The organism is Vreelandella xerophytica (assembly GCF_968048975.1).
Map to the genome: position 1 here is coordinate 275,762 of NZ_OZ309106.1, position 24,548 is coordinate 300,309.

Annotated in this window: 23 protein-coding genes and 1 tRNA gene; 15 read left to right on the forward strand and 9 right to left on the reverse strand. The window is 62.4% G+C overall.

Going from position 1 to position 24,548, the window contains the following annotated elements; all coding sequences use genetic code 11:
* Positions 1–2: 2 nt before the first annotated feature.
* The 4 genes from ACWF8S_RS01330 to ACWF8S_RS01345 all read left to right on the forward strand — a co-directional run bounded on the left by ACWF8S_RS01330 (position 3) and on the right by ACWF8S_RS01345 (position 4,722).
* The gene (locus ACWF8S_RS01330; RefSeq protein WP_447555024.1) at positions 3–791 is read left to right on the forward strand and encodes a symmetrical bis(5'-nucleosyl)-tetraphosphatase; all 789 of its coding nucleotides are present in this window, start codon (positions 3–5) and stop codon (positions 789–791) included.
* A 127-nt stretch (positions 792–918) separates the two neighbouring features.
* Positions 919–2,013: an ABC transporter ATP-binding protein gene (locus tag ACWF8S_RS01335; protein ID WP_447555025.1), complete on the forward strand. Its 1,095-nt coding sequence runs from the start codon at positions 919–921 to the stop codon at positions 2,011–2,013.
* Between the two features lie 31 nt (positions 2,014–2,044).
* Entirely contained in the window at positions 2,045–3,025 is a 981-nt protein-coding gene (locus tag ACWF8S_RS01340; protein WP_447555026.1) for an ABC transporter substrate-binding protein, read from the forward strand.
* A complete protein-coding gene (locus ACWF8S_RS01345; RefSeq protein ID WP_447556535.1) occupies positions 3,025–4,722 on the forward strand; it encodes an ABC transporter permease in 1,698 nt (565 codons plus the stop codon). Before ACWF8S_RS01340 ends, ACWF8S_RS01345 begins: the two co-directional genes overlap by 1 nt.
* A 12-nt stretch (positions 4,723–4,734) precedes the next feature.
* Here the strand turns inward: ACWF8S_RS01345 and madM are convergent, their stop codons facing one another.
* The 4 genes from madM to ACWF8S_RS01365 all read right to left on the reverse strand — a co-directional run bounded on the left by madM (position 4,735) and on the right by ACWF8S_RS01365 (position 9,020).
* A complete protein-coding gene (gene madM / locus ACWF8S_RS01350; RefSeq protein ID WP_447555027.1) occupies positions 4,735–5,496 on the reverse strand; it encodes a malonate transporter subunit MadM in 762 nt (253 codons plus the stop codon).
* Between the two features lie 12 nt (positions 5,497–5,508).
* Entirely contained in the window at positions 5,509–6,009 is a 501-nt protein-coding gene (madL, locus tag ACWF8S_RS01355; protein WP_447555028.1) for a malonate transporter subunit MadL, read from the reverse strand.
* Between the two features lie 87 nt (positions 6,010–6,096).
* Positions 6,097–7,638: a malonate--CoA ligase gene (locus ACWF8S_RS01360; protein WP_447555029.1), complete on the reverse strand. Its 1,542-nt coding sequence runs from the start codon at positions 7,636–7,638 to the stop codon at positions 6,097–6,099.
* Between the two features lie 38 nt (positions 7,639–7,676).
* Positions 7,677–9,020 (reverse strand): malonyl-CoA decarboxylase, encoded by a 1,344-nt coding sequence (locus ACWF8S_RS01365; RefSeq protein ID WP_447555030.1) that lies wholly within the window; start codon positions 9,018–9,020, stop codon positions 7,677–7,679.
* Positions 9,021–9,185: 165 nt separating this feature from the next.
* On the opposite strand from ACWF8S_RS01365, the gene ACWF8S_RS01370 reads away from it, so the two are divergent.
* On the forward strand, positions 9,186–9,848 hold the full coding sequence (locus ACWF8S_RS01370; RefSeq protein WP_447555031.1) for a GntR family transcriptional regulator: 663 nt from the start codon (positions 9,186–9,188) through the stop codon (positions 9,846–9,848).
* Positions 9,849–9,912: 64 nt separating this feature from the next.
* Here the strand turns inward: ACWF8S_RS01370 and ACWF8S_RS01375 are convergent, their stop codons facing one another.
* From ACWF8S_RS01375 to ispB, 3 genes are all read right to left on the reverse strand, one after another.
* A complete protein-coding gene (locus ACWF8S_RS01375) occupies positions 9,913–11,043 on the reverse strand; it encodes an endonuclease/exonuclease/phosphatase family protein (RefSeq protein WP_447555032.1) in 1,131 nt (376 codons plus the stop codon).
* Between the two features lie 200 nt (positions 11,044–11,243).
* Positions 11,244–11,320 (reverse strand) — tRNA-Pro (locus ACWF8S_RS01380).
* An 85-nt stretch (positions 11,321–11,405) separates the two neighbouring features.
* Positions 11,406–12,407, reverse strand: a complete 1,002-nt coding sequence (gene ispB, locus ACWF8S_RS01385; protein WP_447555033.1) for an octaprenyl diphosphate synthase — start codon at positions 12,405–12,407, stop codon at positions 11,406–11,408.
* Positions 12,408–12,723: 316 nt separating this feature from the next.
* Between ispB and rplU the strand changes: the two genes are divergently transcribed.
* From rplU to proB, 4 genes are all read left to right on the forward strand, one after another.
* Entirely contained in the window at positions 12,724–13,035 is a 312-nt protein-coding gene (gene rplU / locus ACWF8S_RS01390; protein ID WP_447555034.1) for a 50S ribosomal protein L21, read from the forward strand.
* Positions 13,036–13,067: 32 nt separating this feature from the next.
* On the forward strand, positions 13,068–13,325 hold the full coding sequence (gene rpmA / locus ACWF8S_RS01395; protein WP_252105959.1) for a 50S ribosomal protein L27: 258 nt from the start codon (positions 13,068–13,070) through the stop codon (positions 13,323–13,325).
* Positions 13,326–13,449: 124 nt separating this feature from the next.
* The gene (gene cgtA, locus ACWF8S_RS01400) at positions 13,450–14,646 is read left to right on the forward strand and encodes an Obg family GTPase CgtA (RefSeq protein ID WP_447555035.1); all 1,197 of its coding nucleotides are present in this window, start codon (positions 13,450–13,452) and stop codon (positions 14,644–14,646) included.
* 77 nt (positions 14,647–14,723) lie between these two features.
* Entirely contained in the window at positions 14,724–15,863 is a 1,140-nt protein-coding gene (proB, locus tag ACWF8S_RS01405; RefSeq protein ID WP_447555036.1) for a glutamate 5-kinase, read from the forward strand.
* A gap of 10 nt (positions 15,864–15,873) precedes the next feature.
* Here the strand turns inward: proB and ACWF8S_RS01410 are convergent, their stop codons facing one another.
* Positions 15,874–16,827, reverse strand: coding sequence for a DUF1853 family protein (locus ACWF8S_RS01410; RefSeq protein ID WP_447555037.1), 954 nt, complete (start codon positions 16,825–16,827; stop codon positions 15,874–15,876).
* 114 nt (positions 16,828–16,941) lie between these two features.
* Here ACWF8S_RS01410 and ACWF8S_RS01415 point away from each other — a divergent pair, with 114 nt between their 5' ends.
* Positions 16,942–18,312, forward strand: a complete 1,371-nt coding sequence (locus tag ACWF8S_RS01415; RefSeq protein ID WP_447555038.1) for a Glu/Leu/Phe/Val family dehydrogenase — start codon at positions 16,942–16,944, stop codon at positions 18,310–18,312.
* Between the two features lie 88 nt (positions 18,313–18,400).
* On the opposite strand, the gene ACWF8S_RS01420 is transcribed toward ACWF8S_RS01415, so the two are convergent.
* The gene (locus ACWF8S_RS01420) at positions 18,401–18,877 is read right to left on the reverse strand and encodes a PepSY domain-containing protein (protein WP_447555039.1); all 477 of its coding nucleotides are present in this window, start codon (positions 18,875–18,877) and stop codon (positions 18,401–18,403) included.
* A gap of 160 nt (positions 18,878–19,037) precedes the next feature.
* On the opposite strand from ACWF8S_RS01420, the gene ACWF8S_RS01425 reads away from it, so the two are divergent.
* From ACWF8S_RS01425 to phnD, 5 genes are all read left to right on the forward strand, one after another.
* Positions 19,038–19,379, forward strand: a complete 342-nt coding sequence (locus ACWF8S_RS01425) for a PepSY domain-containing protein (RefSeq protein WP_447555040.1) — start codon at positions 19,038–19,040, stop codon at positions 19,377–19,379.
* A 39-nt stretch (positions 19,380–19,418) separates the two neighbouring features.
* Positions 19,419–20,093 (forward strand): response regulator transcription factor, encoded by a 675-nt coding sequence (locus ACWF8S_RS01430; protein ID WP_447555041.1) that lies wholly within the window; start codon positions 19,419–19,421, stop codon positions 20,091–20,093.
* Entirely contained in the window at positions 20,083–21,468 is a 1,386-nt protein-coding gene (locus tag ACWF8S_RS01435) for a sensor histidine kinase (protein ID WP_447555042.1), read from the forward strand. The genes ACWF8S_RS01430 and ACWF8S_RS01435 overlap by 11 nt, the downstream gene beginning before the upstream one ends.
* A gap of 185 nt (positions 21,469–21,653) precedes the next feature.
* A complete protein-coding gene (locus ACWF8S_RS01440; protein WP_447555043.1) occupies positions 21,654–23,399 on the forward strand; it encodes a bifunctional diguanylate cyclase/phosphodiesterase in 1,746 nt (581 codons plus the stop codon).
* A 99-nt stretch (positions 23,400–23,498) separates the two neighbouring features.
* The gene (gene phnD / locus ACWF8S_RS01445) at positions 23,499–24,464 is read left to right on the forward strand and encodes a phosphate/phosphite/phosphonate ABC transporter substrate-binding protein (RefSeq protein ID WP_447555044.1); all 966 of its coding nucleotides are present in this window, start codon (positions 23,499–23,501) and stop codon (positions 24,462–24,464) included.
* Positions 24,465–24,548 lie beyond the last annotated feature (84 nt).

Sequence of the window (24,548 nt, forward strand, 5' to 3'; positions counted from 1 at the left end):
TTGTGGCTTTATATGTGGTAGGCGATGTGCATGGCTGCATTCATTCGCTTGAAACGTCGCTTGAGCGAATCGGCTTTGACCCCGGCACCGACCGGCTCTGGAGCGTGGGGGATCTGGTGGGAAAAGGGCCGCACTCCCTGGAGGTACTGCGCCTGGTGGCTTCGTTGGGTGACAGTTTCGATATGGTGCTGGGCAATCACGAAGCGCGGCTCCTCGGCCGGCTCGCCGGGGCAGAAGGGCCAGGGGACGCCTCGCTCGACCCCGTGTTGAGCGATAAAGGCAGCACCGACTGGAAACACTGGCTGCGCCAGAAACCATTGCTGCTGCGCGAGACGGCGCTGGATTTGACCGTCTCTCACGCCGGCATCTTTCCCGGCTGGAGCCTGGCGGCGGCCGAGCGCTACGCTCATCAGGCCGGCCAGAAACTGCGCCAGGCCAGCGATACCTGGCTAAAGGCGCTGTCGCTGTCGCCTTACCATCGCACGGTGGCCGAGCTGGATATGTGGCGCTACATCATTTACGCCTTCACCGAGATGCGCTACTGCGATTCCACCGACCCCCACCGCCCGCTGATCGACTTCACCGCTAAAACGGCAAAGAGGAGGTCGTCGGCGCTGGTGCCCTGGTTCGACCTGTGGCCCGTTCAGCGACAGATCTGGGCGTTCGGACACTGGTCGACCCTTCGCGGCGAAACGGGGCGCGCCGATATCCGCTGTCTGGATACCGGCTGTGTCTATGGCCGTGAGCTGACCGTGGCCCGCGTCGCCAAGGGCGAGTTGATTGATGTGTGAACGCCGCAGCGGTCTCGAGCAGTGCACACATGTTCGAGGAGTGACCAGAGTAGAGGGCCCATCGCGTGCCCTGTCAAACACCTGTCATGTTCTCTGACTATAATTTCCCTTTTAACCAAGGTGTTCCATGCCCAATCCCGCGCTTTTAATTGAAGGGTTGCACAAGGCTTTCAACGGTAAAAAAGCGCTTGAAGGGATCGACCTTCAACTGGCGCCGGGAAAGGTACTGGCGCTTCTGGGGCCTTCCGGATGCGGGAAAACCACGTTGCTGCGCTGCATGGCCGGGCTTACGGGAATCGATTCAGGCCATATCACCCTGGCCGGTCAGTGCGTGGCAAGGCCCGAGGGGCATCTAAGCCCCGACGAGCGCCATCTGGGCATGGTGTTCCAGGACTACGCGCTATGGCCCCACATGAGCGTGGCACAAAACGTTGCGTTTCCACTGGAGATGCAGGGCGTCAAGGCAGGCGCTCGTCAAGAACAGGTGGCGTGGGCGCTTTCGCTGGTGGGGTTGAGCGATTTTGCCGACCGCCCGCCGGGCTCGCTCTCCGGCGGCCAGCAGCAGCGTGTCGCTCTCGCCCGGGCCATTGTCGGAAAGCCCCGGCTTCTGCTGATGGACGAGCCGCTCTCCAATCTGGATAAAGGGCTGCGCGATAATCTGGCGCTCGAAATTCGCGCTTTGATCGAAGAACTCTCGCTGACCACGGTCTTGGTCACCCACGACCAGCATGAGGCCTTCGCCCTGGCCGACGAGGTGGCGGTACTTCAAAACGGCCGCCTTCAGCAGGTCGCCGCGCCGGAAACGCTCTACCATGCGCCGGCCACGCCTGGCATCGCCTCGTTCATCGACGCTGGGACGCTCCTGGAAGGGCACTTCGGCCCCGAGGGCTTTTACGTGGCCGGCCAGACACTGCGGGTTGCCACGGAGCAGGGGTATGAAGGCCCCGCCCAGTTGTTGCTGCCGCGGCCAGCGGTGCGCCTGGTCTCTCCCGAGCAGGCGGATTTGACCGCCCGGGTAAAAGGGCGCGTATTTCAGGGCGATCACACTGCGCTGACGCTTTCGCTTGATACCACCACGACCGTGAAGTTGCGCACCGCGCAACCCCATCCACCTACCGTAAGCGCTGGCCTTGCCGTCGAGCTCGATCAACTTCGCGCCTGGACGTCGGACGGTGAGACGCTTGTCTGTAAGCCGCTGCGCGCATTGGCTGCGCTTGCCTGACGCTATTCTTGATTCGCCCATGGAGGTTTGCATGTCTCGATTATCTTTTCGCTCGACCCTTTTCACGCTGGGCGCCGGCGCGCTGCTCGGGGTTGGCGGCCAAGCCTGCGCGCAGGCCTTGACCGTCTACTCCTCGGGCCCTGGCGCCTTGATCGATCAGCTCGCCGCGGACTTCACCGAGCAAAGCGGCATCGAGGTCGATGTCTTCCAGAGCACCACCGGCCAGGTCATGGCCCGGCTCGAGTCCGAGCGTTCGAACCCGTTGGCAGACGTGGTGATCTCCGCCTCCTGGGAAAGCGCGGTGGCGATGTCGGACGATGGGCTCTTGTACCGCTATACGCCGGTAGGCGCCGAGAACGTTCCTGATTTCCTGAAGGCGGATGACTATATCGCCCAGGGTGTGTCCGCCCTGGCACTGGTGTGGGATCAGAACAGCGGCACACCACGCCCCGGCGACTGGACCGATCTGACCGATAGCGTTTACGCCGGTCAGATCACCATGCCCGACCCCGCCCAGTCCGGCGCGGCCTTTGAGCTGGTGACGGGGCTATTGACCGCCATGGGCGAGGAGCCGACCTGGTCGCTCATCGACGCCCTGATGGATAACGGCATGATCGTGCCCGGCCCTAACGCCCGTGCGTTGAATCCGGTGCTACAGGGAGCGAAGTCGGTGGTGTTCGGCGCGGTGGATTACATTTCACTGGGCCAGAAGGCCGAGGGCGAGGCGATCGACGTGATCTTCCCGGAAAGCGGTACGGTCATCGCCCCGCGTCCGATGATGATTCTCGAATCGAGCGCTCGAAAGGAAGAGGCGGAACAGTTCATGGATTTCGTGCTTTCCGAGCAGGGTCAGCAACGCGTCGCCGAAAGCTACCTGATGCCGGCCAGAAACGATGTCGAGGCGCTTCGCCCGACCCTGGACGAGCTCACGCTGATTGACGTGGACAGCGATGCGATGAACGCGCAGCGCGACGCGATCCTGACCCGCTTTCGCGAGACGACTCAGCGGTGATGACGACACGGGCCAGAATGCGCCTGCCCCGGTTCGATGGGGCAGGCGTTGTCTTATGGGTCGCGGTGGGGGCGCTTTTACTGCTGGTGGGCCTGCCGCTGGCCTACATCGTACTGCAGGCGGTGTTTCCTCATCTCACCCGTGGGGATCTTTCCGAGGCGTTTTCGCTGTTCGGCCCCACGCTTTCAGACCCCGCGCTGCTGACGCTTTTGTGGAATACGCTGCGCCTGGGCGTCGCGGTAGTGCTGGCCTGTGCAGTGCTGGCGGTACCGCTGGGCGCGCTTCGCGCGCTGACCCGGGTGCCGGGCGGTGCGGCGTGGGATCTCCTGTTCCTGATTCCCTTCATGATTCCGCCCTACATTGCCGCGCTTTCCTGGATGCTCAGCCTGCAGCCACGGGGCTATGTCGAACAGCTGGTCGGTTTCGAGGCGAGCGACTTTCTGTTCTCGTTTTCCGGCATCGTGTTTGTAATGACGCTCAATGTCTTTCCGGTGGTCTATTTCGCGGTCTCGCGCACCATGATGAGCGTGGGCGGGCGCTACGCCTCGGCCGCCCGGGTATGCGGGGCGGGGCGCTGGCAGGCGTTTTGGCGGGTGACGCTGCCACTTTCCACGCCGGGTATTGCGGCGAGCCTTTTACTGGTGTTCGCACTCACCATCGAGGAATTCGGAACGCCGGCCACCCTGGGTGCGCAGTCCGGCTATTACGTGCTGGTCACCGGCATCCATCAGCGTTTCTCCGACTGGCCGATCGATATTCCCGGAGCGGCGGTGCTATCGCTTTTGCTGGTGATGCTCGCCATGGCGGCGTTCTACCTGCAGCACTATCTGGTGATCCGGCGCTCGTTCGTCAGCCAGACCGGCAAGCCCGCCAGCACCGAACGCGCCGAGCTGGGGCGCTGGGCCTGGCCGGTGGTGGCGGTATTCTCTCTGGCAGGTTTCATCTCCGTGGGCGTGCCGATACTCGCGGTGCTGGCCACCGCGCTGACCGGCACGCTCTCCGGCGGGCTGACGCTTGATAACCTTTCGCTTCGCCACTTCGAGGCACTGCTCGCCAACCGCAGCGGAGCACTGCAGGCGCTGAGCACCAGCCTGAGCCTGGCCGTCGGGGCGGCGCTGCTGACCGGGGTGCTGGGGGCGGTGGTGGGATACCTGGTGGTGCGCGCCCAGGTGCGCGGCAAGGGTATGCTGGATCTTCTCTCGCTTTTGCCTAACACGCTGCCGGGCATCGTGGTGGCGGTGGGGTTGATTCTGGCCTGGAACCAGAGCTATTGGCCGATTCAGGTCTACAACACCTCCGCGATGCTGCTGCTTGCCTACACCTGCCTGCTGCTGCCTTATCCGGTGCGCTACGCAAGTGCGGCGTTTCGGCAGATGGGCGAGAGCTTGGAGGCGGCGGCGCGGGTTTGCGGGGCAGGGTTTATCACCACGTTCCGGCGGATTCTGCTGCCGGCGCTGGCGCCGAGCCTTTTGGTGGCGATGCTGCTGGTATTTGCCATCGCCTCTCGCGAATTGGTGGCCTCGATCATGGTGGCGCCAGCGGGGGTGAGCACGGTCTCGACTTTTGTCTTCGGTCAGTTCGAGCAGGGTTCTCCCGGGGTGGGCATGGCCATGAGCGCCGTGGCGATTTTCACCACCACGGCGCTGCTGGTGGCGCTGACGGTATTCAGCCGCAAGCGCCTGCCGATTGCCGGTTGAGGAGGTTGGCCGTTAGAAGATGGCGCGCACGCAGAAGTACAGCAGCGACGGGGCGAGCAGTGCCCCCAGGCCGGTGTAGAAGGTGGCCGTCATGGCGCCATAAGGCACCAGCTTCGGGTCGGTGGCGGCAAGCCCCGCCGCCACGCCGCTGGTGGTGCCCATCAGCCCACCGAAGATCATTGCCGAGCGCGGGTTGTCCAGGCCGATATGGCGCGCGGCGATCGGGGTGAGCACCATCACCAGGATCGACTTGAAAAGCCCGGCGGCGATGGAGAGCGCGATCACCTCGGACGAGGCGCCGATGGAGGCGCCGGCGATGGGGCCCACGATATAGGTGACGGTACCCGCGCCGATGGTGGTGAGATTGGCGGGATCGCGGTAACCAAAGGCATATGCCACTGCCACCCCGGCAATGAACGAAACGATCACGCCTAGAAAGAGCGCGATGATCCCGCTGATGCCGGCCTGGCGAATTTCCTGAAAGCGTACGCCGTAGGCGGTGGCGATGATGGCCAGGTCGCGCAGCATACCGCCGCCCATCAGCCCCAGCCCGGCAAACAGGCTGATATCGGCAAGGCCCTTGCTGCCTCCGGTATACACTCCGCCGAAATAGGCCAGCGCCAGACCCACCATAATGGCAATGGCCGAGCCGTGAACCCGCCCTCTGGTGAGCTTGGCGCTGACCAGATACGACACGTACATGGCCGCGCCTACCAGGGCGAAGGCGGCGATCAGGTGCTGCCGTTCAAGCTGTGTCATCAGTGATTCAAGCATGGGGGCAACTCCTTAGCGGGCGTGGTGAGGGCGCGTGGGACGCGAGGATTTGGCAGGGCGCGAGGTTTTCTTCGAACGTGATTCCGGGGCGCGCGAGGCGACCTTGTTGACCGGCGTTTCATCCGTGGGGGCTGCCGGTGTGGGGGTTTCGGCCTCCTTGGGACGGCCCAGCCGGGTGAGCGCGGGCACCAGGGCAAAGCTTGCCGCGACTGCCACCAGGCTTGCCAGCAGGGCAATCATTCCGCCGTCGATGGCCGCGGCCACGTTCTGGCTGGCCGCCATGGCGACCACGATGGGAATATACATGCCGTTCCAGAACGTGATGCCGCTTTCGGTGCTCTCGGGCATCTTGTTCTTGTCCATGAGATAGCCGCCAAGAAAGATCAGCAGCAGCATGGCGATGCCCACACCGCCCACGTTGGATTCCACACCGAGCATCATGCCCAGTACATCACCGGCCCATAGGCCAACCAGCATGCAGCCGGCCAGCAGGGCGACTCCGTAAATTACCATGGCGTTTTCCTTCTTGTATTGTCGTTATTGTCAGGCTTCAAGGGGCGCCGCGCTTGGCATGCTTCGGCGCCCAGGGTCGATCAGTGGTCAAGCATTGGCGGTGGCGCGGTTGTCCTTGAAGGTATCGGCGTAGGTCTCACGCAGCTGGTTTTTCTGTACCTTGCCCATGACGTTGCGCGGCAAGGCGTCGGCGAAGAAGACGCGCTTGGGTTGCTTGTAGCGGGCCAGATCGTCCTGTATGGCGCCGAGTATCTGCTCTTCGTCCAGAGTGGCGCCCTCTTCCAGCACCACCACCGCGACCACGCCTTCGCCAAGATCCGAGTGGTGCACGCCGATGACCGCCGACTCCGTCACCCCCGCCAGGTCGTCGATGAACTGTTCCACTTCCTTGGGATAGACGTTGTAGCCACCGGAAATCACCAGGTCCTTGTCGCGGCCGACGATGTTCAGATAACCCTTGTCGTCGATCAGGCCAAGATCGCCGGTGATGAAGTAACCATCGTCTCGAAATTCGGCCTGGGTCTTTTCCGGCATGCGCCAGTAACCGCGAAATACGTTGGGCCCGGTCAGCTCGACCATGCCGGTCTCGCCCTGGGCCAGCTCGGCGCCGGTTTCCCGGTCGGTGATGCGCACCGTCACCCCCGGAAGCGGCGTGCCCACGGTGCCCGGGCGGCGCTCGCCCTCATACGGGTTGGAGGTGTTCATGTTGGTCTCGGTCATGCCGTAGCGTTCCAGAATGGCGTGACCGGTGCGCTCACTGAACTCGGCGTGAGTTTCCGCCAACAGCGGTGCCGAGCCGGAGATGAACAGGCGCATGTTGGCGACGACCTCGCGGTTCAGGCGCGGGCTTGCCAGCAGGCGGGTGTAGAACGTGGGCACCCCCATCAGCACCGTGGCATCCGGCATCAGGTCGAGCAGTTCGTCGACGTCGAGCCTGGGCAGGAAGGTCATCGACGCGCCGTTGATCAGCGTGACGTTACAGGCCACGAACAACCCGTGAGTGTGGAAGATGGGCAGCGCGTGGATAAGGTGATCGTTTTCGCTGTACTGCCACGCCTCGGTCAGCGCCTGGCTGTTGGAGGTCAGGTTGGTGTGACTCAGCATCGCCCCCTTGGAGCGTCCGGTCGTACCCGAGGTATACAGAATGGCCGCCAGGTCGTCGGCGCCCACTTCACACACGGTATCGGTTTCCTGGGCATTGGCGGCTTTTTCCATCAGGCTGCCATCGGCCTTGGCGCCCAGGCTTTCCACCTGAGCGACGCCGCTTTGCTCGGCGATCGCCTTGGCCTCAGCCAACACCTCGGGGCGGCAGACGTACAGACGCGGCTCGGCGTCTTCCAGAAAGTAGGCGATCTCGCTATCGGTATAGGCAGTGTTGAGCGGCAGATACACGGCGCCGACCTGCAAGCACGCCAGATAGAGCATGACGATTTCAGGGCTCTTGTCCACCTGAACGGCGACCCGGTCGCCGGGTGTGACGCCCAGTTCCAGAAGGATCGTGGCGAATCGCCTGCTTTGGCTCAACACGTCGCGGTAGTGATAGCGTGTGCCGTCGAGGGTGTCCATCAGGACTTTATCCGGCGCTCGCTCGAAGTGCGGGTAAAAGTGCAGGTACAAGTTATGGTTCATAAAGACTCCTTGTTATTGTCGCCGGGCGTACCGGGGCGCTAGGCCTTGGCGGGCGTTTTCGCTTCCAGGTACTGGCTTGCCTGATTGGCCTGGCGGCGAATGTCGCTGGCGCATACCACCGTGTGATTGATGGTGAACGCTTCGTGGTTCTGTTCGATGCGGTTCAATTGGTAAAGGTAGTTCACCATCAAGCCATGAGCCTGGGTGAGCCCCTTGCGTGACGTGTCCGCCCGCCAGTTCAGGCGATGCAGGCTTGCGCCGTTGCCCAGGTGAAAGCGGGCGACCGGGTTGAGCGGCTGGCCGCTTCGGTGCTTGACCTCCGTCAGGTAGTGGGCGGCCAGGCGCATGAATTCCTTGTGAGCGGATGATGAAAGCTCTTGGCTTTCATGAGTATCCAGGTACGCGGTGAGTTCGTCGGAAAGTGTTGCCGTTTCGCGTACCTCACCAAGCCAGTCGGCAAAGCCCGGGACCGGCGAAAGGGTGACGAAGTTCTTGATCTGCGGTAGTTCGCGGCTCAATTCCTGGACGACCTGCTTGATCAAGAAGTTGCCAAACGACACACCCTTGAGCCCCGATTGGCAGTTGCTGATGCTGTAGAACACGGCCGTGTCGGCGTCTTCCAGCGGAAGTTCCTCGCCATGCTCCAGAATGCGCTGCACGTTGCCGGGAATGCCGTCACACAGCGCGACTTCCACAAAGATCAGCGGCTCGTCGCCGGTAGCCGGGTGGAAAAAGGCGTAGCAGCGGCGATCATCAGGGTCGAGACGACGGCGAAGGTCGTGCCAGTCGCCGATCTCATGAACCGCCTCGTAGCGAATCAGCTTTTCCAGCACCGCGGCGGGGGTGTTCCAGTCGATGCTCTCGAGCACCAGAAAACCGCGGTTGAACCAGGAGCTGAACAGGTGGGCAAAATCGCTATCCAGCGCGGAAAGCTCCGGCGATTGGCGCAGGCACTTGAGCAAGTCCGAGCGCATGTTCACCAGTTCATAGGTGCCGCCGGGGCACAGATTCAAGCGGCGCAGCAGGTCCTGGCGGCGGGGTTCGCAGGCGTTGAACAGCCGCTCGAGTGAGGCGTTGTCCTCGCGTTCGCGGTAGATCTCGTAAGCGCTGTGGATATCGGCAGGCTCGGCAGCGTAGTCATTGGCGAGAAGTTGAAAGAACGCCAGCTTCTCCTTCTCGGTGAGCGCTTGATAGTGCGCCAGCGCCTGCTGTGCCAGCATGATCTGCGAAGCCTCGCCGGTGCGGCCCATCAACCCCTTGCAGGCGGCGGTCAACCCGTTGAAGTGGCTTTCACCGCCTTTATCGGTACCCAGGGCGCTGCTCAGCTGGCGCGTACGCGTGCTAATGTTGGTAAGCAGCCCCTGGAGAAACGTCATATTCATGTTCATGCGCATCGGCCTTTTTGTGGGTCGGTTGGGCATACGGTTGATAGGTTGCCAGCGCTTTATTATTGTCAGTTAGCGTGGTAAACATTAAACAACGCGGCATGTTATATATAACAAATAGAGGGAAAGAATATATGAGTCAAGACGGGGAGGGGTAGACTTATGGCGAAGGTGTCTCAGGCGCAGCGACTCCGCGACCTGCTGGAAGATGCGATCGTCGCCGGGCGCTTCTTGCCCGGGGAGCGTCTGGACCCGGACGCGTTGGCATTGGAGTACGAGTGCTCGCGCACGCCGATTCGCGAGGCCATTCAGCAGTTGGCCATGTCCGGCATGGTACAGGTGGTGGCCAAGCGCGGCACGTTCGTCACCCAGCTGGGCGTGTCTGAGCTGGTCGAGCGCTTCGAGGTGATGGCCGAGCTGGAAGGTCTTAGCGGCCGCCTGGCGGCAAGACGCATCACCGAGCATGAACACGCCTCGTTGATCCAGGCCCTCGATGCCTGCCGGACCAAGGCCGAACAGGGCGATGCCAACGGCTACTACTACGAAAACAGTGTCTTCCATCACTGCATCTACGAGGCCAGCCACAACCAGTTTCTGGCCCAGGAGGCCGCGCGGCTGCATGCGCTTCTCCAGCCCTACCGGCGAATGCAGCTACAGGTGCGCATGCGGGTCGAGAACTCGCTGGCCGAGCACGAAGCCATCGTCGCCGCCATCGAGGCCGGCGACAGCGCCCGCGCCCAGCAGCTTCTACGCGAGCACGTCATGATCCAGGGCGAGCGCTTCAACGACCTGGTGGCGTCGATTCGAGAGTTCGAGATGGCGTGATACACCCGCGCTTGCAACGAAAAAGGCCACCCGCGTGGTGACCTTTTTCCAGTGCGATCACTTCTTAACTGCTGACGCCTTCTTCGCGGGCGTCTTCTTCGCCTTCCTCGATCAGCTCATCGGCTTCTTGCTGCTCCTGCGCCGAGGCCTCGGGCGCGGCCGGGTCTTGTGCGGCGGCCGTCAAGGTTGCCGTGATGGCAAAATGATCCGACCCCGCAAGCGTTACGCGATCCAGCGCGACGAGCTCGAAGCCGTCAGAGACGAACAGATGATCGATCGGGTAGCGCCAGAACGGATAATCGACGTGGTAGGTACTCAACAAGCCTCTCCCGCGGCGTGGATCCTTGAGATCGCTCAAGCTCATGAACAATTGGGTCGTATTGGACCAGGCCGCATCGTTGAAGTCCCCGGTCACGATCCAGCGGCTGTCCGGATCCTGTTCGACGCGCTCGGCCACGAGCATCAGTTCCGCGTCGCGCTCCCGGCTGTCCCGGCGTTCCGCGTCGCCGCCATCATCTGGCGTGCGCTCTTTAAGCCCCGGTGGCACCGGGTGAATGCCGACATAGCGCACCGCCCCGATGCCGGGGACGTCCAGGGTGGCAAAGACCGACGGCCGGCGCTCGGACACCAAATGGGCCACGTCTTGCGCCTGCAGGGGAAAGCGTGACCAAAGCGCGATGCCTAACCCTTCCTCACGCACCTCGCCCACGTAGTACTCATAGCTTTCGTCCAGCGGCGCCAACCCCGCTTCCCACTCGCGATCGATCTCGATGATTAGCACGACGTCCGGGTCTTCGCGCTCGATCAAATCCAGCGCGTCGGCGTAGCGGTCATTGGTGTAGTCGACGTTGGCGGTCAGAATCTTGAACGTGGACTGGCTCTCGAGGGTTCGCGCATCCGCCTCTTGCACTTCCTTCGGCCAGACCGGGGTAAAGGGCAGGATATGCGACACTTGCCAGCCGCCGGTCGCCAGCAGCAGCGCAAGCAACACGCCGTGCTCCTTTCGTGCTCTTCCAAGCCAGGCATGCAGGATCAGAAGCAGCAGCACGACGGCCAACACCACGCTCAGTTGCAGGCGCGGAAACTCCCAGAGCCGGATCGCCCAATGACCGCTGGGAATCTCGGGGAGCAGGCTGACCGCTATCAATAAAAGCGTCAGTACACGAACAATCCAGAAGAGAATTTTTAAAAACATTATGTGGCTCGAACGTGGCGAGGGATCTGATGGATTTCACCCTAAGTCCAGGGCGATCATGCACTGGGAAGCAAGGCCGGTGATAGTGCGCAAAAGCAAGCTCAGGCGTCGGTCGTGCCCTGGTTGATTGGGGCCTCAATGATACGCGCAAAAAAAGGCCACTTGCTCGATGAGCTAAGTGGCCTTTTTCTATCAATCTGTGGTCGGAATAGCAGGATTCGAACCTACGACCTCTGCCTCCCGAAGGCAGCGCTCTACCAAGCTGAGCTATATTCCGGCGCTCAATAACGGGGATGAATCTTACGCCTGGGCGCGGGATATTTCAAGTAGAAATTTAAAAGCGCCTTGAGTGATTTCGGGATTCAGGACTGGCGTTCGATCGCCATGCGGACAAGATCCGCCATGCTGTCGCGATAGGGGCTTTCCGGAAGCTTCTCGAGTTCAGCCAGGGCCTTGTCGACCATTTCCGCCGCGCGGCGCCGGGTGTACTCCAGCGCCCCCGTGCTGTGAACGATGGCCAGTACCTCGTCGAGCTGCTCGAGCCCGCCCTTGCGGATCGCCTGACGGATCAGCTTGGCCTGTTCCGGGGTGCCGCGCTCCATGGCGTGAATCAAGGGAAGCGTCGGCTTGCCTTCGGCCAGGTCGTCGCCCACATTCTTGCCCATCGCCTCGGCGTCGCCCTGGTAGTCCAGCAAATCATCGATGAGCTGAAAGGCAAGGCCCAGGTAGCGCCCGTAATGCTGAAGGGCGCGCTCCTGCTCCGGTGTGGCGTCGGCGAGTACCGCGCCGCTGTGGGAGGCGGCCTCGAACAGCATCGCGGTCTTGCCCTGGATGGTCTCGAAGTAGGCGGCTTCCGACAGGCTCGGGTTGCCGATGTTGGTCAGTTGAAGTACTTCGCCCTCGGCGATGATGCAGGTGGCGCTCGACAGTATTGCCATGATGCGCATGGAGCCTACGCTGACCATCATCTGAAACGAGCGCGAGTAGAGAAAATCTCCCACCAGCACCGAGGGCGCGTTGCCCCATGCGTCGTTGGCGGTTTTCTTGCCGCGGCGCAGGTGTGAGTCATCCACCACGTCGTCGTGCAAGAGTGTGGAGGTGTGCATGAACTCGATCAGCGTGGCAAGCGTTACGTGCTTGTCGCCTTCGTAGCCCAGCGAGCGCGCCGCCAGCAGCACCAACAGCGGGCGCATGCGCTTGCCGCCGCTTTCGATGATGTACTGGCCGATGGTTTCCACCAGCGGGACCTTGGAGTTGAGCTGCTCGACAATGGTACGGTTGACGGCCTCAAAGTCGCCCGCCACCACGGCGTGCAGCGGTGAAGGCGTTGGGCTGGCGGGCGTTGTATGAGAGACGTTAGTCATGGAATTTGTTCATCGCGGCAGGTGAAAAGCGGCAATTACCGCCCTGAGTGGGGATTATGCTATGGGGCCGCCTGTAAGGCGTCAAGGCACAGTCAGCTTCGATGCGGCCCGGCGGCAATTGACAAGGCCTGGGGGCCTTGTGGTAGATGCAGAATATCGCTATAATCCGCGACCCACTCATCATGCTCCCTGTCAGATGGCTGCCAAAAGGGGCGCCACTCGCCACAGGCCTATAAGAGCACGAAGCGCTGAAAGGCGCGGAACCCGATGAGCGTCGGCGATAAGGCCGGCATTAACGACAAGTCCGGAGAGCGACATGTACGCAATTATCAAAAGCGGTGGCAAGCAGTACCGCGTTCAGGAAGGCCAGACCCTCAAGCTCGAGAAGATCGAAGTCGCCACCGGCGAAACCATCGATTTCGAAGACGTGCTGATGGTAGCAGACGGCGATGATTTCAACATTGGCGCCCCGCTGATCAGCGGCGCTAAAGTATCTGCTGAAATCGTCTCTCACGGCCGTGGTGACAAGGTCAACATCATCAAGTTCCGTCGCCGTAAGCACAGCATGAAGCGTCAGGGCCACCGTCAGTGGTTCACTGAAGTCAAAATTACCGGAATTTCCGTTTAAACGGTCATATTCCCTGATAGGAGACTATTGCAATGGCACATAAAAAGGCAGCCGGCTCCACGCGTAACGGTCGCGATTCCGAATCCAAACGCCTTGGTGTAAAACTCTTCGGTGGCCAGGCGGCAACCGCGGGTAACATCATCGTTCGCCAGCGCGGCACGCGTTTCCATGCCGGCACCGGCGTCGGTATCGGTCGCGATCACACGCTGTTCGCACTCAACGACGGTAAAGTGCAGTTCCAGACCAAGGGCCCGCACAACCGTAAATTCGTGAGCATCGTTTCTGAATAAGCGCTAGGCGCTGAAACGATCGAACGAAAGAAAAGCCCCGCATTGGCGGGGCTTTTTTGTCTGTTAACCCCCAGGCCTTGACGGCGGGGGATGCAAGGGCGGCGAAAGCGGCCGGGAGAATTCAATGCAGTTCGTCGATGAGGCCTCGATCATTGTCGAGGCAGGCAAGGGCGGCAACGGCTGTCTGAGCTTTCGCCGCGAAAAGTACGTACCCAAAGGCGGCCCGGACGGCGGGGACGGCGGCCATGGCGGCAGCGTCTACCTGATCGGGGATGACGCCCTCAATACGCTGATCGACTTCAAGTTTCAGCGGTTCTACAAGGCTGAAAACGGCCAGGGCGGCATGGGCCGCCAAATGAGCGGCAAGGCAGGTCTTGACCTGCACGTCAAGGTGCCGGTAGGTACCACCGTGATCGACGAGGACACCCTGGAAGTGATTGCGGACGTGACCGAGATCGGCCAGGTGGTGCTGGTGGGTGAAGGCGGACGCCGGGGGCTGGGCAATATTCACTTCAAGTCCTCGACCAACCGCGCACCGCGGCGCACTACCCCGGGCACCGAAGGCGACCGACGCAATCTTCGCTTGGAAATGAAGGTCATGGCCGACGTGGGCTTGCTCGGCATGCCCAACGCCGGTAAATCGACGCTGATCCGCTCGGTGTCCGCGGCCAAGCCGAAAGTGGCCAACTACCCGTTCACGACGCTTGTGCCCAACCTGGGCGTGGTGAAGCTGGGCATGCACGAGCACTTCGTGATGGCGGACGTACCGGGGCTGATCGAAGGCGCTTCCGACGGCGCGGGCCTGGGGCTTCGCTTTCTCAAGCACCTGACCCGTACACGGCTGCTCTTTCACGTGGTGGATATCGCGCCCTTTGACGAATCCGACCCGGTCGAGGCGGCGAAAGCGATCATTCGCGAGCTGGGGCAGTTCTCTCCGGCGCTGTCCGAGCGCCCGCGCTGGCTGGTGCTCAACAAGTTCGACCTGCTGCCGGAAGAGGAACGTGAAGCCCGCGCGCAGGCCGTGATCGAAGCGCTTGACTGGGACGGCCCGGTCTTTCAGATCTCGGCGATTTCAAGCGAAGGTACCGACAAGCTGGTACAGGCGGCGCATCGCTGGCTCACCGAGCAGCAGCGCCTGGAGAACGAGGACGAAGAGGCCTTCGAGCGCGAGCAGGAAATGCGTCGACGCATGGAGGAAGAGTCCGTCGCCCGGACCGAGGCGCGCCTGCACCACAACCGCAAGCGGCGCGGCGAAGAAGTGGAAGATGACGACGACTTCGACGACGACGATTACGATGTGGACGTGGAGTACGCGCCCTGAGCCTCTACAGGCCGGGAGTTTCAGACATCAACACAACAAGTGTCACTGACGTTTAGGGTGGGGGCAGAAGAGACGGCATGGAACATCGTGAGCAGTTGCCGGGTCGCGAGGCGCTGAGCGGCGCCCGTCGCGTGGTGGTGAAGATCGGTAGCGCCTTGATCACCGACGACGGGCGCGGGCTCGATGACGCCGCCATCGGCAGATGGGTGGATCAGATCGCCGAGCTTCACCGGCGCGGCATCGAGGTGGTGCTGGTCTCTTCGGGGGCGGTAGCCGCGGGCATGGTACGGCTGGGCTGGCAGGCGCGGCCCACGGCGGTTCACGAGCTGCAGGCCGCCGCCGCCGTCGGCCAGAACGGGCTTACGCAGTGCTACGAACAGCACTTTGCACGTCACGGCATGCTCACCGCGCAGATTCTTCTGACCCACGACGACCTGTCCAACCGCAAGCGCTACCTGAATGCGCTGTCGGCGCTGCGCACGCTGGTGGAGATGCGCGTGGTGCCGGTGGTCAACGAAAACGACACCGTGGTCACCGACGAGATTCGCTTTGGCGACAACGACACCCTGGGTGCACTGGTGGCCAATCTTCTGGAGGCCGACGCGCTGGTACTGCTGACCGACCAGGAAGGGCTTTTCGACGCCGACCCGCGAGAAAACCCCGGCGCCACCCTGATCGACGAGGGGCAGGCCGATGACCCGAAACTGGCTGCCGTGGCAGGCAGCGGCGGGGCACTGGGCCGCGGCGGCATGAGCACCAAGGTGCGTGCGGCCACCCTTGCCGCGCGCTCGGGTGCGCTCACGGTGATCGCCAGCGGCCGCCAGCCTGACGTGATTACACGCATCATGGCGGGGGAAGCGCTGGGCACGCTGCTCAAGCCCAACCAGGCCCCCATTGCCGCGCGCAAGCGCTGGCTGGCCGGCCAGCTTCAGGTGCGGGGGACCCTGGTGCTGGATGCCGGCGCGGTGAACGTGTTGCGCGAGAAGGGCTCGAGTCTCCTCCCTGTCGGCGTTCGCCAGGTGCAGGGCAGCTTCAAGCGTGGCGACATGGTGCTGTGCGTGGACGAGCAGGGTCAGCGTATCGCCAAGGGGCTGATCAACTACGGGGCGGACGAGGCGGGTCTTCTCGCCGGCAAGCCCAGTCATCAGATCGAGGCGATCCTGGGTTTCGTGGAGGCCCACGAGCTGATTCATCGCGACAACCTGGTGATCGTTTAACCCCGCCTTCTTACATCTGCGCCCTGGCAAGCGGCAGTGGTATCTGCCGGGGCCAGTCGTCGGGAACGATGAATACCCGCTCGTACCTCATGACGTCTTCCGCACTCGCTTCGGCCTTCAGCATGACCTGCTGGGGGCCGAACTGTTTGAGATGCGTTACAAGGGCCGGTATTACCTGTGCCGGGGGATGAAACGCCTCATCGAGCGGTGGCGCCAGCCAAAAGGGCTTTTGCAGCCAGGCCAGGCGTACGCAGCCCTTTGCCGCTAAAAGCTTTTCCCAATCCTTTAGGTAGCACCACTGCCCGCGGCGGTGGTGATCGCTTGCACCCTCGGGTGGAGGCAGGGCGGCATGGAAAGGGTAGAAAAGCACCCCAGGCATGGCCAGGCGCTGAGTGAGTGTATCAAGACCGTTTTCCAGAGACGCGCAGTCTCGCGGTGTTAGCCAGTGGCGCAGCGTGTCGCGTGCAAGCATGGTGGCGGAAAGGGGGAGCTGATGGGCGTGCAGGTGCGTGCACTTGCGCTCCAGGCTATCGAGCCCGCCCGGGCCGATCCAGCGGCACTGACTGTCGGGCGCGCCGGGGCCTTCGTCGAGCCCGAGGTAGAACTTGATCGCCACCTCCAGATGAACGGGGGCCGTGTTGGCTCGGGTGCGGTAGAGCATATCCAGCTCTCCCAGGGTAAGACGCGCCGCTCTTATCGCCACGTTTCGCGCCAGAAGTCGCGTATGGGGTGCATGATCGAGAAGCAGGTGCCATAGCGCTTCGTGGTAGTGGCCCATTCGCTTCAAGCGTTTCTGCGCCACGGCCTGGCACGCCGGTAGCCGCCTTTCGAGCCAGGCGCTCTCGTTCTCTTTCAGCCCCAGCTCCTGTCGGTCTGGGCGGCCCGAATAGCCTTTGAGCGTCACGATATCCGGGGTGTCCAGGAGCCACACCAGGTCGCGGGCGACGGTATTTTCCAGCGTCATGTCGGCCTCCTAAATACTCACGTGTCAGCCAAGGGCCAAATAAATGAAGTGCTGCTACGCTTTCAAAAGCCCCCGGGGCTCAAGTCGTCCCCATCGATACAACGGAGTGTGTTCATGGCCAACGCGAAGACCAAAAAGCGGAAAGGCTCCACCGGTTCGTCTGCCAAAAACGCCGCCAGTAAAAAGGCCACTGAGCGGTCTCATATTGACGCCCAGGCGTTGACCCCGCAAACCGGCGCGGCCCTTTTTGAAGATGCCCGCTCGCGTCTCGAGGAAGTCTTCAGCGCACTGGATATTCATCGTGATGCCCAGGCACGCCTGATGCAGCCCGCGCTTTCACTTCAGGTGAGCGTGCCGGTACGCATGGATGACGGCAGTCTGCAGGCCTTTCCTGCCTGGCGCGTGCAGTACGATATCAGCCTGGGGCCCGCCAAGGGCGGGGTGCGTTTTCACCCCGAAGTCAATCAGCACGAAGTTACCACGCTAAGCTTCTGGATGGCGATCAAGTGCGCGGTGGCCGGGTTGCCTTTCGGGGGCGGCAAGGGCGGGGTGCAGGTGGATGCCAAGGCGCTGTCGTCGCTGGAGCGCGAGCGCCTGGCCAGGGGCTACATTCGCGCCATTGCCGATGTGATGGGTCCGGACCGTGACATTCCCGCCCCGGACGTCAACACCGACGCCGAGGTGATGGGCTGGATGATCGATGAGTTCGAGAATATCAAGCGCGCCCGGGCGCCGGCGGCGATTACCGGCAAACCCTTGCCGCTGGGGGGCTCCCCCGGCCGGGTGGCCGCGACCGGCCACGGCGCGCTGACCGTACTGGATCTATGGACGAAGCAGGAGAACCGCCAGCCCGAAGAGACCACCGTGGCGGTGCAGGGCTTTGGCAATGCGGCGTATCACTTCGCCCGTCAGGCCAGCGCGCGCGGCTACAAGGTGGTGGCGGTGTCCGACTCAAGCGGCGGCATCTACAAGAAAGCGGGGCTGGATATCGACGCGGCCAAGAAGGCCAAGGATAAGAACGGCGAGCTGGCCAAGTGTCGTCAGGGCAAGGCGATCAAGGGCGATGAGCTGTTGGCGCTTGAAGTGGACGTGCTCGCTCTGGCCGCGCTGGAAAACCAGGTGCACGGCGACAACGTCGGCGATATCCATGCCCGAATGATTCTGGAAATCGCCAACGGTCCGGTCACCAGCGACGCCGACCGCGAGCTCGCCAGGCGCGGCATCGATGTGCTGCCCGATGTGCTGGCCAATACCGGCGGGGTGATCGTGAGCTATTTCGAGTGGCTGCAGAACCGCTCGGGCCAGGCCTGGAGTGAAGAAGAGGTCAACCAGCGCCTGGACGAAAAGCTGCAAGGAGAGGCGCGCCTGGTGCTCGAGCGCGCGAAAGAGGAGAAGATTACCTACCGTCAGGCGGCGTATCGTCAGGGGATCGAGCGTATCGCCGAGGCCATCATGGCGCGCGGCAACTGTCAGGACTGCCGATAGTTCAGGAAGTCTTGCAAGGAAACGGGTGTTTGGCACCCGTTTTTAACATAGGTTAATAAAATTTATTGGGAAAGCCGCTGACTGAAGGTTAGTCGCGATCGATCGCGGTAATGTCGTAAGAGCTCTGGCGCAGACTGATCTCGAGTTCGCGGCCCTCGGCGTTACGTCCCTCGATATCGATGATACCGCTCTGGTTCATGTCGATATCCTCGAACGCCACCATGCCTTCATGGGTCGCGACGTCGAACGCCCGGCGGATATCCTCTTCGCTCATCCCCCAGGCACCGCTCACCAGGCGCTCGCGCTCTTCCTGCAGGGTGTCGCCGCTCTCCAGGGAAAACTCGATATCGGCGAACCATTCGTCATCGAGCCAGCCCTCCACCTCGATGCGGTTGTTATCTTCGATGCTGATCTCCTGGTAATGGGTAAAGCCGTAGTCCGCGGTATAGCCGAGCACCTCGTCAAGCCGCTCGAGCGCCAAGGCATCCTCGGCCTGAGCCGTGGCCGCCGTGGCGGCGAGAAGCAGCATTGAGGCGGGCAGCAGCACTTTTTTCAGGGTCGTCATGGCAAATTCCTTCTTGAAATCGAAAACGTCGGGAGAAAGCGCATCGGCGTTGCCCGATGCGACGCCACCGTTATAGCACCGCGTCTCTGTCCTTAACCTGAAAGGGCTGTTCATCCTGCGTTCATGTCAGTTTTGGCATCCTGTCGTCATGAAGACACCTGTGACGACTCGCCCTCTTTCTATCCTGCGATGCCCGCTCTTGGCCGGGGTGGTCGTGGCATGGGTGCTCTGGGGCAGCGCCTTTGCAGATCAGCCCTGGGAGGGGCTTGACCATCAGGTGCGCCAGGGCGAGGCGGTAAGTCTTGAAAGCCTTCTGGATTGGCTGGAAGCGCGCTATGTTGGCGAAGTCATCGAAGTGGAAGTGGAACGCGACGACGGCGAGATCGAGTACGAGATCAAGATGCTTGGCCCCCAGGGTCAGGTAGTGGAGTTCGAGTTCGACGGGCGAAGCGGGCAGCTCATGAAGATCGAAGGGGTGCGCATCAACGAGATGCAGCGTTAGACAGAGGCTGTGTTAAACGACAGCTGAGGATATCCGGCCATGAAGTGTTTGTTGGTAGAGGACGACCCGGCGCTGGCCTTCGCGCTCAGCCAGGTGCTCAAGGATGGCGATTGGCGGGTGGAGTGCGCCGATACCGGCCAGAAGGCCGACTTTCTGGTGCGCACGGAAGCTTATGACGCGCTGATTCTGGATCTTGGCCTGCCCGACGGTGACGGCACGCGCTGGCTGAGCGCCTGGCGCGACGACGGTATTGACATTCCCGTGCTGATTCTCACCGCCCGGGAGCGCTGGGCGGACAAGGCCGCGGGGTTTACGGCCGGCGCCGATGACTACGTCACCAAGCCTTTTGAGCCCGCCGAGGTGCTCTTTCGCCTGCGCGCGCTGGTGCGCCGCACCCACGGCCACGCCCATCCGGTGATCAAGGTGGGGGAGCTGAGTCTGGATACTCATACCCAGCACGTTACCCTGGCCAGCCGCCCGGTAAGCCTGACCGCCCAGGAAACCCGGTTGTTGAGCTATCTGATGCACGCCGCCCCGCGGGTGGTGAGTCGCAGCGAACTCGCCGAGCACGTTTATGATCGTGACCAAGAGCCCGACTCCAACGTCATCGATGTGCAGATCAGCCGCCTGCGCCGCAAGCTGGGGGCCTGGCGCTTTGTCACCCTGCGGGGTCTGGGCTACCGGCTCCTGGCCGAGGCGCCGGATGCCTCCTAGCCGGGCCACTCGTGGCCGGGTCTTGCTAGGCCAGCGCTGGTCAAGGCGCTCCATCACCACTCGGCTGCTGTTCGCCGCGCTCTTGATCGTGGTGCTGGCGCTGCCCCTGGCGGGGGCGTGGCTCTCCTGCTACTACCGCACCTCTGCCGTGGCCGCTTTCGATGAGCGTCTGAAAGCGACGCTCAACGTGGTGATCGCCGGGGCGGCGCTGGACCCGGCAAGCGGCGAGCTTATCTACCAGAGTGCGCTGGGAGATTCGCGTTTTGACCAGGTCTTCTCTGGCTGGTACTGGCAGATTACCGACCAGGATGAACACCGGCTGGCCTCGCGTTCGCTCTGGGACCAGCGCCTGCCGGTGACCGATAACCGCCAGGTGAGCGCGCGCAGCCTTGAAGGGCCAAGGCGCCAGCCGCTTCGCGTGGTGGAGCGCGATATCTACCTGGCGCCCTTGCAAACGCCCCTGCATGTCAGTGTGGCGGCCGAGGATACCGAGCTGCAAACGAACATCCACCGGTTTCAGCGGCTTTTATGGCTGGGAATCCTTGCTCTGGGGGCGCTGTTGCTGGGGGTGCTGGCGCTTCAGGTACGCTGGGGGCTGGCGCCGCTTCGGCGCATGAACGCCAACCTGCGTGACGTGGAAAAAGGTACGGTGGACAGGATGGATACCCGCCTGCCCGACGAGCTGGCCACGCTGGCCGCTTCCATGAACGCGGTACTGGCAAGGGATCAGCGTTTGATCGAGCGCGGCCGTCATACGGCGGGCAATCTCGCTCACGCCTTGAAGACCCCGCTGAGCGTGATGCGTCTGCAGTTGAAGCAACTGCCCGGCGAGTATGGCGAGCGCCTGGACACCGAGCTTTCCCGCATCGATTGCGCCGTGCGCCATCATCTTGCCCGAGCCTCGGCGGCGGGCGAGGGCCTGCACCTGGCCCCCATCGCGCTCGACGCCACCCTGTCGGGACTGCTCGATGGCCTGACGCACCTGGCGGGTCGCCGCCAGGTGAGCCTGCACCAATGCTGGCAGGCAAGCCCCTGGGTGCGCATGGATAGCCAGGATGTTCAGGAAGTGGTGGGCAATCTGCTGGATAACGCCTTGCGCTGGGCCAGAAGCGACGTGGAGCTGCGCGTCGAGGTCCGGGGCGAGTCGCTTGTGATCAGCGTCAGCGATGACGGCCCGGGAATGAACGAAAGCCAGTGCCAGACCGCGCTCGAGCGGGGCAGGCGCCTGGACGAGCAGCGATCCAACAGCGGTCTGGGACTTTCCATCGTGGCGGATCTGGTGGCGCTTTATCAGGGCGCGATGCGCCTGGAGCGCGCTCAGGCGGGCGGGCTCAACGTCACGCTGGAACTGCCTGTGGTGGTCTCGGGTAAATAACGCCTGAACGACGCAACGGCGTCTGCGTCTTTTCCGGCCATGTTCCAACGTTTAGAAGACAGGGAAAGGTGTCATAAAAGCGTCACGCAAATGTCGCACGCTTGCGCGCATCCAGCCTCATCCCGACGACCTGGCGCGGTTGAGGAGGTTTCTCAGTTGATGACGTTTGCAAAGGCACCCGGTACATGACCGCTCAAGACGCCCACTGGCTCGATCGCATTCTTAACGGTGAAGATTTACACGTTCTGTTCCAACCCATTGTGGATGCCAGCCAGCAGGCAATTTTCGGGTATGAGGCGCTGATCCGCGGGCCCAGGCATTCACCGCTTCACTCGCCGCTGCGCCTTTTCGAGGTGGCTACCCAGGCCGGGCTTCTGGTGGAGCTGGATCTTCTATGCCGGCGTCTGGCCATTGCCCGCTTTGCCGAGCTGGAACTGCCGGGGCTCTTGTTTCTCAACGTGATGCCGCTGACCATCGTCGAGCGCGATTTCAAGGAAGGTCTGACCCTTGGCTTCATTCGCGAAAGCGGACTGCCCGCCGAGCGGGTGGTGATCGAGCTTACCGAGCATGTGCCGATCCACAACTACGCGCTGATGCGCCAGGCGGTGGATCACTATCGGGACATGGGGTTTCAGGTCGCCCTCGATGACCTGGGCGCCGGGCACTCGAGCCTTCGTCACTGGTCGGAGCTTCGTCCGGATTTCGTCAAGCTCGACCGTCATTTCATTGCCGGTATCGACCAGGAGCCCGCCAAGCGCGAGTTTCTTCGCTCGATTCTGGACGTGGCGAGAAGCCTTGATTGCCAGCTCATCGCCGAGGGCGTGGAGACCGCCGCCGAGCATCTGTGCCTTTGGGAGCTCGACCGGGGGCTGGCACTCTTGCAGGGGTTCTACTTTGCCCGGCCGAGCCTTGCGCCGCCGCTCAAGCTTCATACGCAGTTGCCGTCGGCCGGTCAGGCCAGCGCGGCGGGACGCACCGCGCGCACCATCTCGCGCGTCATCGACACCGTTTCGCCCGATGGGTCGGTGCTGGCACTGGCCGAGCGCTTTCGCGAGTACCCCGCGCTTCGCTGCGTGGCGGTGGTGGATGGCACCAGCCCCGTGGCCGTGGTACGCCGAAACGCGTTTCTGACGCTGTTCACCAACCCCTACAGCCATGCGCTTTACGCCAAGCGCAAGGTGCTGGAGGTGGCGGATACCCGGCCATTGATCACCGAGGCGGATACGCCGCTCGAGGTGCTGAGCCAGCAGCTCACCGACAGCCACGATATCGAGCAGGAAGACTTCGTGGTGGTCGAGGAGGGTCGTTATCTGGGCATGGGGAGCATCGTGGATCTTTTACGCGAGATCACCGCCATACAGGTGCGCCAGGCTCGCCACGCCAACCCGCTGACCGGCTTCCCCGGCAACATTCTGATCAATGAGACCTTGAGCCACTACCTGGAAGCCGGCAAGGATTTTGCAGCCGCCTACGTGGATCTGGACAACTTCAAGGCGTTCAACGACGCCTACGGCTACGCCCGGGGGGATCAGGTGATCATTGCGCTCTCGCGCCTCTTGCAGGCCCAGGTGGATAGCGCCGGCGGCTTCATCGGCCATATCGGCGGCGATGACTTCATGATGCTCTTGCCGCTTGATCACTGGGAAAGTGTCTGCGGTCAGATTCTCGGCTCCTTCGAAGTGATGGCACCAGGCTTTTACGAGGAGTGCGACCGGCTTCAGGGAGGGGTGAATGTCGAAAACCGCCGAGGTGAAACGGATTTTTTTCCCTATGTGAGCGTATCGATTGCCGTCAAGCCGGTACGCGATACGACGCGCTGCAAGGCACTCGAGATCGCCGCCCAGCTGTCGGAGCTCAAGCATCAGGCCAAGAGGATTCCCGGTAACAGCGTTTTCGCCGAGCGTCGAGGCTGCTGCGGCACGCCGCTCTAGGGGGTGCTGCGTCGTCATCAAGTCGTCATGCAAGTGTCGCCGTGCTGTCACTTTGGCTTGCCACGATAACGACACTTCAAACAGCCCGCAGGGTGATGCATGCAGACGCTTTCTCTTTCCCGTACCTTGATCAGCGCCGCGGTAACCGGCGCGTTTGCCCTGACCGCGATCAACGCCTTTGCCGATCTTTCATCGCGCTACAGCGACAACGATGGCGATATGGTGGCCGATCAACCCAGCGATGAATCCCAGTGGGTCAATCCCAATACTCTGGTATTCGCCTACACCCCGGTGGAAGACCCGGCGGTGTACGCTGAGGTCTGGGCGGACTTTCTGGATCATCTGAGCGAGGCCACTGGAAAGACCGTGCAGTTCTTCCCGGTTCAGTCCAATGCTGCCCAGCAGGAAGCGCTGCGCGCCGGTCGTCTGCATATCGCCGGCTTCAATACCGGTGGGGTGCCGGTGGCGGTGAACTGCGGCGGTTTCCGTCCCTTCGCCATGATGGCGGCAGACGACGGAAGCTTCGGCTACGAGATGGAGATCATCACCTACCCGGGAAGCGGTATCGAAACCGTGGAAGACCTGGCCGGTCGTCAACTGGCATTTACCTCGGAAACCTCCAACTCAGGGTTTCGGGCGCCCTCGGCGCTGCTGCGCTCCGAGTACAACATGGAAGCGGGCGAGGACTTCGAACCGGCCTTCTCCGGCTCCCACGACAACTCGATTCTGGGCGTCGTCAACCAGGACTATGACGCCGCTGCCATCGCCAACTCGGTAGCCACGCGCATGATTGCCCGGGGCGTGGTCAACGAAGGCGATTTCGAGGTGATCTATACCTCGGAAACCTTCCCCACCACCGGCTATGGCCTGGCGCATAACCTGGACCCGGAACTCGCCCAGCAGATCCAGGATGCGTTCTTCAGCTACGACTGGGAAGGCACGGCCCTGGAAGCAGAGTTCGCCAACTCCGGCGAGGCGCAGTTCATCCCCATCACCTACCAGGAGAACTGGTCGGTCGTGCGCACCATCGCCGATGCCAACGACGTCACCTACGACTGCGATTAAGTCCTTCGGCCAGGTCTTTTGACTGAGGCCTCTCGAGTCTTTGCACGGTATCTGTCGGCACCGGCCGGAAGGGCATCCTTCCGG